General features: G+C 69.6%; 9 protein-coding genes. 8 read left to right on the forward strand and 1 reads right to left on the reverse strand.

What is annotated here, in order from left to right; translation table 11 throughout:
- The first annotated feature begins 1 nt into the window (after window position 1).
- From C5708_RS04740 to C5708_RS04755, 4 genes are all read left to right on the forward strand, one after another.
- Complete coding sequence (locus C5708_RS04740; RefSeq protein WP_242918394.1) at window positions 2–1960, forward strand: CocE/NonD family hydrolase; 1959 nt, start codon at window positions 2–4, stop codon at window positions 1958–1960.
- A gap of 31 nt (window positions 1961–1991) precedes the next feature.
- Window positions 1992–3338, forward strand: coding sequence for a 2-hydroxycarboxylate transporter family protein (locus C5708_RS04745; protein WP_242918396.1), 1347 nt, complete (start codon window positions 1992–1994; stop codon window positions 3336–3338).
- Between the two features lie 123 nt (window positions 3339–3461).
- A complete protein-coding gene (locus tag C5708_RS04750) occupies window positions 3462–4136 on the forward strand; it encodes a response regulator transcription factor (protein WP_242918404.1) in 675 nt (224 codons plus the stop codon).
- Between the two features lie 4 nt (window positions 4137–4140).
- The gene (locus C5708_RS04755) at window positions 4141–5481 is read left to right on the forward strand and encodes a HAMP domain-containing sensor histidine kinase (protein WP_242918406.1); all 1341 of its coding nucleotides are present in this window, start codon (window positions 4141–4143) and stop codon (window positions 5479–5481) included.
- A gap of 99 nt (window positions 5482–5580) precedes the next feature.
- Here the strand turns inward: C5708_RS04755 and C5708_RS04760 are convergent, their stop codons facing one another.
- The gene (locus tag C5708_RS04760) at window positions 5581–7902 is read right to left on the reverse strand and encodes a TonB-dependent receptor (RefSeq protein ID WP_242918408.1); all 2322 of its coding nucleotides are present in this window, start codon (window positions 7900–7902) and stop codon (window positions 5581–5583) included.
- A 337-nt stretch (window positions 7903–8239) separates the two neighbouring features.
- Between C5708_RS04760 and C5708_RS04765 the strand changes: the two genes are divergently transcribed.
- The 4 genes from C5708_RS04765 (at window position 8240) to C5708_RS04780 (ending at window position 13421) form a co-directional block, all read left to right on the forward strand.
- Window positions 8240–8413: a hypothetical protein gene (locus C5708_RS04765; protein ID WP_242918410.1), complete on the forward strand. Its 174-nt coding sequence runs from the start codon at window positions 8240–8242 to the stop codon at window positions 8411–8413.
- Window positions 8414–8504: 91 nt separating this feature from the next.
- Window positions 8505–9695, forward strand: a complete 1191-nt coding sequence (locus C5708_RS04770) for a TetR family transcriptional regulator (RefSeq protein WP_242918412.1) — start codon at window positions 8505–8507, stop codon at window positions 9693–9695.
- 312 nt (window positions 9696–10007) lie between these two features.
- Window positions 10008–12152, forward strand: a complete 2145-nt coding sequence (locus C5708_RS04775) for a TonB-dependent receptor (RefSeq protein WP_242918414.1) — start codon at window positions 10008–10010, stop codon at window positions 12150–12152.
- 69 nt (window positions 12153–12221) lie between these two features.
- Window positions 12222–13421, forward strand: a complete 1200-nt coding sequence (locus tag C5708_RS04780; protein WP_242918415.1) for a phosphatidylinositol-specific phospholipase C1-like protein — start codon at window positions 12222–12224, stop codon at window positions 13419–13421.
- Window positions 13422–13457 lie beyond the last annotated feature (36 nt).

Here is a 13457-nt window from a genome sequence, read left to right on the forward strand (position 1 = left end):
CATGTCGCGCGCGTATCAACCGGACCGTCGCGCCGTCGCCCGTGCGGCGGTCCTGCTGGGCCTGTTCGGACCGACGCGGGCCTTCGCCGCCACGGCGGCGGACGGCCCCTTCGAGATGGTGCTGGAAAGCAATGTCGGCGTCGTCACCCGCGACGGCGTCCGGCTGGCGACCGACGTCTACCGCCCCGCCCGCAAGGGCGTTCCGGTTCCCGGCCGCTTCCCGGTCATTCTCGAGCGGACGCCGTATGGCCGGAATGTCACCAGCTTCCGCGACATCACCGCCGCTGACCGCAAGCCCAGGACCCGCGCCCAGGTCGCCGAGACCTATGTACGCCAGGGCTATGTGGTGGTGTTCCAGGACTGCCGCGGCCGGGGCGATTCCGGCGGCGAGTTCATCAAGTACCTGAGGGAGGGCGCGGACGGCTACGACACCTGCCGCTGGATCGTCGCCCAGCCATGGTGCGACGGCGGCATCGGCGCCATCGGCCTGTCCTATGCGGCCCATACCCAGGTGGCCATGGCCTCCCTGGGCGCGCCGGGCCTGAAGGCGATGTTCGTCGATTGCGGCGGCTTCTCCAACGCCTACCAGGGCGGCATCCGCCAGGGCGGCGCCTTCGAGCTGAAGCAGGTCACCTGGGCCTACAACCTCGGCCTCGAAAGCCAGGAGGTGCGCGCCGATCCGCGCCGGCTGGCGGCGCTTAAGAAGATCGACCTCAAGGCCTGGTTCGCCAGCATGCCGTGGAAGCGCGGCCACACGCCGATCAGCCTGATCCCCGACTACGAGGACTATGTCTACGAGCAGTGGGAGCACGGCGCCTTCGACGACTACTGGAAGCAGCCGGGCATCTACGCCGCCGGCTACTACGACCAGTTCTCCGATGCGGCCATGGTGCACATGTCGGGCTGGTACGATCCCTATTCGCGCACCGCGACCGAGAACTATGTCGGCCTGGCCAAGCGCAAGAAGGGGCCGGTGCGCCTGATCATGGGGCCGTGGACCCACGGCGGCCGCTCGACCACCTACGCCGGCGACGTCGAGTTCGGGCCGCAGGCGACCATCGACGCCGACGGCGGCGAAGACTTCTTCGCCCAGCGCCTGCGCTGGTTCGACCGCAGCCTGAAGGGCAAGGGGCCGGGCCTGGCGCACGACGCGCCGGTGCGGCTGTTCATCATGGGCGGCGGCAGCGGGCGCAAGACCGCCGAGGGGCGCCTGGAGCATGGCGGTCGCTGGCGCAGCGAGCAGGCCTGGCCGATCGCCGACCAGAAGCTGACGCCGTTCTATCTGCATGCGTCCGGCGCGCTGTCGACCGAGCGGCAGGCGGCCGACGGCGAGGCGCTGACCTACGACTTCGATCCCGCGCATCCGGTGCCGACCATGGGCGGGACGGTGACGTCCGGCGAGCCGCTGATGCGCGGCGGCGGCTACGACCAGCGCGAGGGGCCGAACTTCTACGCCTCGCGCGAGCCTTACTTGCCGGTCGAGGCGCGGCCCGACGTGCTGGTGTTCCAGACCGAGCCGCTGGCGCAGGACGTCGAGGTGACGGGCGCCGTCGAGGCCGAGCTGTGGATCGCGTCGGACTGTCCCGACACCGACTTCACCATCAAGCTGATCGACGTCTATCCGCCCAGCGCCGACTACCCCGAGGGCTTCGCGCTGAACCTGACCGACGGCGTCCTGCGCTGCCGCTATCGCGACTCCTGGGAGAAGCCGTCGCTGATGACGCCGGGCCAGGCCTATCGGATCAAGGTCGAGGCCTTCCCGACCGGCAACCTGTTCAAGGCCGGCCACCGCATCCGGCTGGACGTGTCGTCCAGCAACTTCCCGCACTTCGACGTCAACCCCAACACCGGCGCGCCGGAGGGCAAGGGGCTGACCCGCCGGGTGGCGCGCAATACGGTCTTCGCCGACGCTGGCCGGCCGTCGCATGTCGTGCTGCCGATCATCCCGAAGCGCGGCTGACCCGCATCCGGACCGCTTGGAGGAGACGCCCGTGACCGCTCCCGAAGTCGAAACCGACGCGGCCGAGGCGCCGTCGCCCTGGCTGCGTCGCTGGTGGGGCCTGATGGATCTGCGCATCGGCGTGGTGCCGGCCCCGGTCGTGGTCCTCGTCGTCGCCCTGGCCGGCGTCTATGTCAGGCTGGGCAAGGCGCCGTCGGACATCATGGCCGCCATCGTCTTCCTCGGCGTCGGCGGCTTCCTGTGCGCCGAGCTGGGCAAGCGCACGCCGATCCTGCGCCGCTTCGGCTTCGCGGCGATCCTGGCCACCTTCACGCCCTCCTATCTGGAATACGCGGGCCTGTTGCCGCCGGTGCTGGTCAAGTCGATCTCGGACTTCACCGAGAACTCGAATTTCCTCTACCTGTTCATCGCCTCGATCGTGGTCGGCTCGATCCTGGGCATGGACCGGCGGGCGCTGGTCTCGGGCTTCTTCAAGATCTTCGTCCCGCTGGCGCTGGGCTCGGTCGCGGCCTTCGTGGTTGGCTGTTCGGTCGGGACGGCGCTGGGGCTCGGCTTCGAGCACACCCTGTTCAAGATCGTCGTGCCGATCATGGCCGGCGGCGTCGGCGAGGGGGCCATCCCGCTGTCGGTCGGCTACGCCCAGTTCTCCGGCCAGCCGCAGGGCGAGGTGTTCGCCGAGGTGCTGCCGGCGGTGATGCTGGGCAGCCTGACGGCGATCCTGTTCGCCGGCCTGCTCAACCAGTTCGGCAAGCGTTGGCCGCGTTTCTCCGGCGAGGGGCGGCTGCAGGTCGGCGAGGTCGACGCGCCGCTGGCCGGGGCCAAGGCCGTGCTGTTCCATCCGACGCCCCAGACCGTCGGGGCGGCGGTGGTGACGGTGGCGGCGCTCTACATGGTCGGCGCCCTGACGCACGAGCTGTGGCGCTGGCCGGGGCCGGTGGTGATGCTGGCCCTGGCGGTGCTGATCAAGCTGGGCCGTCTCGTTCCGCCGTCGATCGAGCGCGGGGCCTACGCCAACTACCAGTTCTTCTCGGCCTGCGTGACCTATCCGCTGCTGTTCGCCATCGGCGTGGCCAAGACGCCGTGGGAGAAGCTGGTCGCCGCCTTCAACCTGCCGACCGTCGCCACCATCGTGGCCACCGTCGCCACCCTGGTCGGAACCGGCTTCGCCGTCGCCCGCTTGCTGGGCATGCATCCGATCGAGACGGCGGTTGTCAACGCCACCCATTCCGGCCAGGGCGGCACCGGCGACATCGCCATCCTGACCGCCGCCAACCGCATGCAGCTGATGCCGTTCGCCCAGATCGCCACCCGTATCGGCGGGGCGATCACCGTCACCCTGGCGCTCCTCGCCTTCGCGAAGGTCGCCGGCAAGGCCTAGCCTGCGTCGCTCGGCGCCCTCCGCCCGCCCGGCTTCCCCGGCGGGCCGCTACCGCCGGCGGCGCAGATCGGCTACCAAGCCCTCTGAACGCCGGCCGGACGGAAAGGGGGCAGGTCTATGGGGATGAAGCTCCTTCTGGTCGAGGACGATCAGGTCCTGGCCGCCGGCCTCGTCGAGCAGCTGCAGGCCTTCGAGCATCAGGTCGTCCACGTCGTCGACGGCCGCCAGGGGCTGCGCGCCCTCGACGACGATCATTTCGACGCGGTGATCCTCGACTGGATGCTGCCCCGGCTCGACGGGGTCTCCGTCCTCACCACGCTGCGGGCGCGCGACGTCACCACGCCGATCATCATGCTGAGCGCCCTCGGCCAATCGGCCGAGAAGGTCAGGGGGCTGGAGGCCGGCGCTGACGACTACGTGGTCAAGCCGGTGGCCGCCAGCGAACTGCACGCCCGCCTCGGCGCGGTGCTGCGGGCGCGCAAATGGGCGCGCGGCGGCTCGGGCATGCTGCGGGCCGGCGACATCCTGGTCAGCCCCGAGAAGTTCCGGGCCTGGCGCAACGGCAAGGCCATCGACCTCAGCCACCTGGAGCTGAACCTGCTGGCCGAGCTCGCCCGCAACGTCGACACCGTCCTGACCCGCGCCATGCTGCTGGAGCGGGTCTGGGCGTATGATTTCGAGCCTTCGACCAACATCGTCGACGTGTTCATCCGCCGCCTGCGGGTCAAGTTGACGGCGGCCGGCGGCGACGACCCGATCGCCACCCTGCGCGGGGTCGGCTACATGCTGCGCGGCTGAGCCCATGGCCCTGCGATCCCTGCGGTCGCTGACGATCGCCTTCCTGCTGGCGTTCCTGGCCGCCACCATCGGCACCGGCCTGGCCATCCACTGGGTCACCCAGGCGACGATCACCGGCCTCGTCGACCAGCGCGTCGCCGCGGCCAGCAAGGCGGTCGCCGGCCCCCCGGCCGCCGGCTCCAGGCCGGCGGACATCCTGCGGCGGATCGCGGCCTTCGAGGGACGGCTCGACACCGCCGACATCGGCTTCATGCTCGTCGACGGGGAGGGGCGCCTGCTCGGCGGCAACATCCACATCCGCCGCCGCCTGCCGGTCGGCTTCTCGACGGTCCGGCGCGAGGACTACAGGGAGGGGCTCGGCGTCGGGCGGGCGCTGGTGCGCGACCTCGGCGGCGGCCTGCGGCTGACCACGGTCGCGGAGATCGAGCCCTTCGACGACTACGACGAAGCGCGCACGCGCATCTATCTGGTCGGTTTCGGGTCGATCGTCCTCATCGTGATCGCCGGGCTGATCGCCTTCGGCCTGCTGATCAAGCGCCGCATCGCCGCCATCCGGCGGACGGTCGACGCCATCATCGACGGCGACATGCAGCGGCGGTTGCCGGTCGAGCCGTCGCGCGGCGAGTTCGCCCAGCAGGCCCAGGCCTTCAACCGCATGCTCGACCGCATCACCGAGCTGATGAGCGGGATCAGCAACGTGTCGAACGACATCGCCCACGACCTGCGGACGCCGCTGGCGCGGTTGCGCGGCCAGCTCGAACGGCTGGCCGCCCAGGCCGACACGCCGCCGCTGCGGGCCGGGCTGGAGGAGGCCATCGCCCAGGCCGACCACCTGCTGGCGATGTTCGGGGCGGTCCTGCGCATCGCCGAGGTCGAGGGCGGCGACCGTCGCGCCCGTTTCGAGCCGCTGGACCTGGGCGCCCTGGCCCGCGACGTCGGCGCCATGATGCAGGCCGCGGCCGCCGAGGAGGCGCGCGAACTGGTCGTCGGCCCCTGCGACAGCCTGCCGGTCCTCGGCGACCGCCAGCTTCTGACCCAGGCGCTGATCAACGTCATCGAGAACGGCCTGCGCCACACGCCGCCGGGCTCGCGCGTCGTGGTCGGGGCGGCGCGGTCGCCCGCGGGCGCCGCCGTGACGATCGCCGACGACGGACCGGGCATCGCGCCGGATCAGCGCGAGGAGGCCATGCGGCGCTTCGGCCGGCTCGACAAGAGCCGCAACCAGGCGGGGCACGGGCTGGGCCTGCCGCTGGTCGAGGCGATCATGCGCCTGCATCGCGGGAGCCTGGCGCTGGAGGACGCGGGGCCGGGCCTGAAGGTGGTGCTCGTCGTTCCCGCGCCCTGACCCGGGCGCAAAAAAATAGCCCGACGCGAGCGGAGCCTGCTCGCGTCGGGCTTGAGTGGGTCCAATGCCGCTGTTGGGCGGCTTCGAACCGAGGGTCCGTCAGAAGCGCATGGAGCCTTCGATCCCGAAGGTGCGCGGTTCATTGAAGTTGCCGTAGTCGCCCAGGGTCGCCTGGTTCGACGGGTCGCGGCGATAGACGTGCTGTTCGTCGAACAGGTTGCGGGCCCAGACCGACACCGTCAGCTTGCCCGACGAGGAGCCGAGGTCGATGTCGGCGATGGAGAGCCGGCCGTTGACGATGAACGACGAGTCCGCCTTGGTCGCGAACTGGTCGAAGGTCTGGGTGGCGTCGGCGTAGGCCGCGTCCAGGTGCAGCTTGGCGGTGACCGGGCCCACCGGGTGCGAGTAGTCGATCGCGCCGCTGACGGCGTTGCGCGGCGTGAAGACAATGTAGACCGGCTGCAGGACGGCGGGCGTGACGGTGTAGTTCATCGCCGGCGGCACGCTGGTGTCGGTGTAGGCGTAGCCGAGCGTGAGCGACAGGCCCTGGATCGGGTTGACCGTCAGGTCGACCTCGAGGCCCTTGATCTCGGTCACGCCGTCGGCGTTGACGGTCTCGATGGTGTTGCGGTTGGTGCCGGTGATGGCGTCGAACTGGATCGAGCTGAAGTCGATCTGGCTGTTCTTGCGGTCCATCTTGTAGGCTGCGACGTTGAGGCGCGCGCGGTGGTCCCAGAACTCGGTCTTGGCGCCGATCTCATAGGACTTCACGTCTTCCGGCCCGAACGAGCGGTAGGTGATCGAGCGCGAGCTGGCGCCGCCCGAGCGGTAGCCGGTGGCGTACTTGGCGTAGACGTTGATCCCCGGCGCGGCGTCGAAGGCGACGGTGGCCATCGGGTTGAAGCGGCTGGTCTCTTCCGCGTAGCTGTACGGGCGCGGGATGTTGTTGACGACGAGCAGGCGGCCGTTCTTGTCGTCGTTGGTGTAGCGCCCGCCGACGGTGACGTGCAGGCGGTCGTCGAGGATCGCCGGGGTGTAGGTCGCCTGGCCGTAGACGGCGTAGCTGGTGGCGTAGGCCACGCTGGCGCGGTCGACGATGCGCGAGCCGCGGATGGTCGGCGTCGGGTCGAGGATGGTGTAGCCGGTGCCGTCGGCGTTCCACTTGTTGGTGTTGGGCGTGGCGGCGTCGTCGCTGGCCTTTTCGTCGAAGTAATAGAGGCCGGCCACGTAATCCACGCGGTTGAAGCTGCCCACCGCCTGGAATTCCTGGCTGAACTGGTGCTGCCACAGGCCCGCCAGGCTGTAGCGGCTGAAGTTGCCGTTCGGCGTGAACACGGGCGGACGGTGGGCGCCGCCGCTGTTGTCCCACTGCTCGACGCTGACTTCGCGATAGGCGGTGATCGAGCGCAGTTCGAGGTCCGGCGAGACCTTCCACTTCAGGTGCAGCGAATGGCCGCTCGTCTTGTCGACGCTGGGCTGTTGCGGCACGCCGATGTCGGCGGACGACATGCGGTCGGACGAGACCTTCACGATCGGCGGCAGCGGCGCGATCTTGCCCGAGCCCGTGCCGATCGGCTTGCCCTGCGGGTTGTAGTTCAGCAGCTGGCTGTAGAAGGGCGAGTTGGAATCCTGCCCGGTGTCGTAGGCGTAGTCAGCCGTGAAGTTCGGCAGGGGCTGCCAGCGCACGGCCGCCCGCAGGCCGCGCCGGTCGAAATAGTTCCAGCCCGTCGCGCCCGGCAGCGGGTTCTTCACGGTCGGGTCGCGGTACTGGACCGCGCCGTCGAGCTTGACGCTGAAGTTGGCGATGGCCGGCAGGTCGAGGTGGAAGGAGCCGTTATAGGCGCCGTAGTTGCCGACGCCGACGGTGGTGCGCAGGCCGAACTCGCCCGTGGGCGCGCGGCTGACCATGCTGAGCGCGCCGCCTTCGGTGTTGCGGCCGAACAGCGTGCCTTGCGGGCCCTTCAGGACCTCGATGCGATCGATGTCGAGCAGGGCGGCGTTGAGGCCGTGCTGGCGGCCCAGATAGACGCCGTCGATATAGACGCCGACGCCCTGTTCACGGGCGGGCTGGTTGGCGTCGAGGGGCACGATGCCGCGCACGCCGATGGTCAGCGCCGACTGCCGGGCCTCGAAGGTGGCGATGCGCAGGCCGGGAACGGAACCGTCGCCGAGGTCGAGCAGGCTCTGGACGTGCCGTTCGGCCAGCGCCTGGGAGCTCACCACCGAGATCGCGATGGGCGTCTTCTGGAGGTCGGTCTCACGCTTCATCGCGGTGACGACGATCTCCGAAAGGCCCGTGGCGGCCATGGCGTCGCTCGACGCCGCGGCCTGGGTCTGCGACCAGGCCGGCGAGGCGATCGCGCCCGCCGCCGCGGCGGCGCTCGCCAACATCCGCAAACGGAAGTTTGCACGGTTCAGCATTATGGTTCCCCTCTGGATCGGCTGTTCGCCTGATCGAGGGCTCCAATAGTTATTTCTTGCGACAATAAGGTAACAAATAAAATATAGGTTTCGTTATATTGCTTTAATCTGACGTTCATTTTCGCCGATTTCTCAATATTTGGAAATATGATTGCGTCATGATTGGCATTCGCTTCGAAAATATTCTTGATCTATTCTTTTATCGACTGAATGCGCGCCGGCTTTACGCGGCCCGGCCGGGTGGACGCGCGACGGCGTTACTGTCGACGTCGCCGCCGTCCTCGCGGCGTCGCCTTCGGCGGTCGAGCCTGGCCGAAGGCTGGTCTGAAACGGCGCGGTGCACGTCTGGGAGTTGGTCCCGATCGCCAAGGGGGTCCTGCTGCGCAATTCCGAGTCGATCGAGGCCTGGCGGGCGGCAGAGGGCGGGCAGGACGGGAGCGCCATGCTGAAGCAGATGCCGACCGCGTGGAGCGGCCGCCTGGCTCAACAGGCGGCGCTGCGGGGCAGGTAGGCGGCGGCCACCGCCGCCGCCCGGGCTTGCGACCGGGCGGGCCTCGACCCTAAACCCTGGCCTTCGGACTTGGTCTTGAGGCGACTCGCACTTGGAAGACGGCATCGATCGGGTCCTGCAGGCCGCCCTGGCGCTGGTCGAGGAGGACGGCCTCAAGGCGCTGACGCTGCGGCCGCTAGCCGAGCGCCTGGGCGTCACCGTGTCGGCGCTGTCCTATCGGTTCGGCCGCAAGGACGACCTCGTCGCGGCGCTGGTCTCGGCTGCGACGCACGAAGAGGCGCGGCGGTCGGAGCTGTGGCTGTCGCGGCTGGCCGCGATGGGCCGGCTCGACGGCGGCGTCCTGGCCGATTTCGCCGACGCCGTGCTCGATGAATGGGCGGGGCGCCGCCGAACGCTCTGCCTCTTTTTCTGCGAGCTGCTGCAGGGCGCGGCCTCAAGACCGGAGATCCATGCGCCGCTGCAAACCTGGAAGGCCCGACGCCTTGAGTTCTGGCGCGTGGCGACGGCGCCCCTGGGCGGGCCCGAACTGGCCGAGGCGCTGCACGCCTACAGCGCCGACGAGGCCGCGCACGGTCTGGTCCTTGGCGACGACGCCGCCTATCGCTGGCTGCGCCGCCTGAGCCTGCGCCGCCTGTGCCTGGGCCTGGCGCCGGCCGAGCCGGGGGCGGAGGAGGAGATGTTCGCCGTCCTCCAGGCGGGGCTGGGCGACCTGCTGCTCGGCGCCCGCGAACGTTACAAGACCCCGCCGATGGGCGAATGGCAGGCCGCCGTCGCCGCGCACGCCGCCGCGCTGATCATCTCCGCGGGCGCCGAGGCGGTCACCCATCGTGCGGTGGCCGAGGCGGCGGGGGCGCCGCCCTCGACGCTGGCCTACCGCTTCCCGCGCCAGGAAGACCTGCTCAAGGCCGGGCTGGAGCACATCATCTCGCGGCTGCAGGGGCGGGTCGACGACCTGCCGGCGGGCGGATCGCCGACGGCGGACGCGACCAAGGTGGAGATCGCGCGCGGCACCTTCGCCGTCGCCCTGGCGGCGACGCGCATCGCCAATCTGCGGGGCTTCGCCGCCGACATGCGGCGGCGGCGGGGCGAGAACTACTACGCCTACCTGGCCCGCGAGGCCGGCGGCGCGCCGCCGCTGGACCGGCTGGCGGCCCAGATCCTGTCCATCGTCGCCATCGGCCAGGTCATGCTCGACGGCGAGTTGGGCGTCCGCGGCGCCCAGGCCGGGGCAGAGCTGATCGCCCGCCTTCAAGGCCAGGCCGCCCGCGCGGCCAGGGCCTGAACGGGCGGCGGCCCGGCGCGCTCTTCCTGGCCGTGCATTGCTCCGGGATTCGTACAAGTGTCCCGCGAGGCGCTGGCTTCATCTGAAATATGACCATCTGATTTCGTACAAGTGTCACCTGACCGTCACGGCTGGGTGCTAGTGCGCCGCCAGTCAACTTGTGACTGGGGGAATTCGGCCATGTTTTCAGTCAAGCGAGCCCGTCTGAGCCTGCTCCTTTCCGCCGGCGCCTGTCTGGCGTCGTTCGCACAGGCGTACGCCGCTGACGGCGCGGCCGCTTCGGCGTCTGACGCCAGCACGCTGGAGACGATCGTGGTCACCGCCCAGCGCCGGGTCGAGAGCGCCCAGGCCGTGCCGATCTCGATCAGCTCGGTCAGCGGCAAGGCGCTGGAAAGCTCGAACTTCCAGTCGGTCACCGACCTGCAGTATCTCGTGCCGGGGGTGCAGTACGACCCGACCAACGGCTCGGCCTTCCAGATCCGCGGGGTGGGCAGCACCTCGTTCGACTTCTCCAACGCCAAGTCGGTCAGCCTGGTCGTCGACGACGTGGTCATGGACGGCCAGCGCGAGAACGGCCTGACCGGCCTTTCCGACATCCAGCAGGTCGACGTGCTGATGGGGCCCCAGGGCACGCTGTTCGGCAAGAACGCCACCTCGGGGGTCATCGCCATCACCACCGCCAAGCCGGTGCTGGACGAATGGTCGGGCAAGGTCGCCGTCAGCTACGGCGAGCGCGAGGACCACAACCTCAACGCCCTGGCCAACATCCCGCTGGGCGACAAGGCGGCGCTGCGCGTCTCCGCCTTCCAGCAGGGGCAGGAGGGTTACGGGCGCTACACCACCCTGCGCCAGAACCTCGGCACCTTCCGCGAGGACGGCTACCGCGCCAAGCTGCTGTTCAAGCCGTTCGACGGGCTGGAGGCCGTCTACGCCTTCGACCGCGAGCACCATTGGGACAACACCATCCGCACGGCGGTGTCCGGCGCGCCGCCGGCGGTGACCGCGCTGCAGATCGCCAACGGCGTCACCCCCGGACCGAAAAACGCCGACAACGCCGATTCCTCCAGGGGGATGATTGAGACCACCTCCCTGGGTCATTCGCTGCGCGTGCAGTGGAGCGCGCCTTACGGGACGCTGACCTCGATCACCGCCTACCGCGAGACGTCGTACGACAACGACACCCCCGCCGACCTCGTGCCGACGACGCAGTTCGCCTACATCCCCTACAACAGCGGCCGGCTGGAGACCTCGAAGTTCAGCCAGGAGCTGCGCTGGGCCTCGCCCAGCGGCGGGACCTTCGAATATCTGGGCGGGCTGTTCTACAACCGCCTGGCGGCCGACCAGACCCAGCTGCAATGGGCCACGCTCGGCGCGCCGCTGGTCTCGCCCACGGGCGCACGGCTGACGAATTTCTACGCCCTGACCGGCGCCGTCGGCGTGCCGGGCAACGCCACCCTGTTCCGGGCCCGCAACACCACCACCGCCGCCTTCGGCCAGTTGAAGTTCAACCTGACGTCCAAGCTCAGCCTCGCGGTCAGCGCCCGCTACACCGCCGACCGCAACGGGCAGTCGCAGGACTTCATCACCATCGATCCACTGCCGATCACCGGCGTGAACGCCACCTTCACCGCCACCAGCCCGCCGCCCTTCCTGTCGTACGGCCAGGTCAAGGGCGACAACGTCTCCTACCGGATCGCCGCCCAGTACAAGCTGACGCCGGACGCCATGCTCTATGCGACTTATTCCACCGGCTACAAGCCGGCCGGGGTCGCCTTCGTCGGCAACAAGTACGACCCCTACAAGGCCGAAACCGTCGAAAGCTACGAGGCCGGGGTGAAGTCCGAGCTGTTCGGCCGCCGCCTGCGCTTGAACTTCGACGTCTTCAATTCCGACTTCACCGACTTCCAGACGACGATCCTGACCTACATCCCCGGCAGCGTCATCGCCCAGCTGGTGATCGGCAACGCCGGCGGCCTCAGGACGCGCGGGGCGGAGACCAGCCTGGCCTGGAAGGCGACCGACGCGATCACCCTGACCGGGGCGGTCACCTACGCCGACTCTCATTTCACCGACTATGTCTACAACGCCACCACCAACTACACCGGCACGCGGCTGACTAACGCGCCGCGCTGGTCGGCCCAGGCGGGCCTGGCCTATGACGACACCCTGTGGCGCGGCGTGCGCGTGCGCGGCAGCCTCGACTACGCCTACCGCAGCACGACCTGGACGGTGGTCGGCCAGCCGGCCTATTCCGAAGTGCCCGGCTACGGCCTGCTCAACGGCCGGCTCAGCCTGACGCCGCCGGGGCGCGACATCGAGTTCGGCCTCTATGGCCGCAACCTGCTGAACACCTATTACTCCACCGGCTACCAGCAGTACGGCGCGCTCGGCCTTCTGCACTACACCTCGCTGAACGCCCGCCGGACCGTCGGCGTCTTCGCCCGCTTCGCCTTCTGATCCCCCAAAAGCCCCTCGGCGCTCGCGGGGCCCGACCCCGCGGGCGACGCATCATCAGGAAACCAGCCCATGTCCAGGTTCGCTCTCGCCGGCGTGTCCATGGCCGCCCTTCTGGCGGCGTACGTCCCGGCCCTGGCCGAGGAGGCCGCCGGCCTCGATCCCAGCCTCAAGCTCAACCAGCTCCAGGTGCTCGGCACCCACAACAGCTATTCGATGCCGGCGGACAAGCGGCTCATCGCGGTGGTCGAGCCGATCATCGGCCGCCTGCAGGGGGCGATGGGCAAGAAGCCGGCGGCCGAGGCGGCGCTGTTCCGCGAGGAGCACCCCAACAACGTCACCATCACCGAGGCGCTGGCCTACACCCATCCCGACCTGAAGACCCAGCTCGACATCGGCGTGCGCAGCCTGGAGCTCGACGTCAATCCCGACCCCGAGGGCGGACGCTTCGCCGACCCCGCCGGCTATCGGCTGTTGCGCGGGCAGGGGGCGAGCGACCTGGCGCCGTTCGACGCCGCCGCCCTGAAGACGCCCGGCTACAAGGTGTTCCACATGCCGGACATCGACTTCCGCAGCCATTGCGCCACGCTGAAGCTGTGCCTGACCCAGGTCCGGGAGTGGTCCGACGCCCACCCCCGGCACGTGCCGTTGTTCATCGTGCTGGAGGCCAAGGTCTCGGACGTGCCGATCCTGCCCGATCCGACCCACACCACGCCGTTCACGCCCAAGCTGTTCGACGACCTCGACCAGGAGATCTCGTCGGTGTTCAGCCGCGACCGGCTGATCACGCCCGACGACGTGCGCGGCTCGCACGCGACCTTGAACGCGGCCGTCCGGGCCGGGGCGTGGCCGACGCTGGCGGCCGCGCGCGGCAAGATCGTGTTCCTGATGATCACCGCCAACGGCGAGGCCGGGGCCAAGGGCTACCTGGAGGGGCACCCCTCGCTGAAGGGGCGTCTGGCCTTCCTGCGCGCCTCGCCGGGCGAGGACCATGCCGCCTTCCTGATGTACGACAACGCCCTGGTGCGCGCCGACGACATCCGCGCCTATGTCAAACAGGGCTATCTGGTGCGCACGCGCTCGGACATCGAGACCTACGAGGCCAAGGTCAACGACACGACCCGCGCCGACGCCGCCTTCGCCAGCGGCGCCCAGGTGGTGTCGACCGACTTCGAAGTTCCCGGCAACGCCTACGGCACGCCCTATCTGGTGCGCCTGCCCGGCGGCGGCGCGGCGCGGTGCAATCCGGTCGCGGCGAAGACCTGCCGCTGAGGGCCGGCGGGCGGTCTTTCCGCATCCGCGCCCGAC

It is taken from the genome of Caulobacter sp. CCUG 60055 (genome assembly GCF_022750545.1).
Lineage (GTDB): Bacteria > Pseudomonadota > Alphaproteobacteria > Caulobacterales > Caulobacteraceae > PUIC01.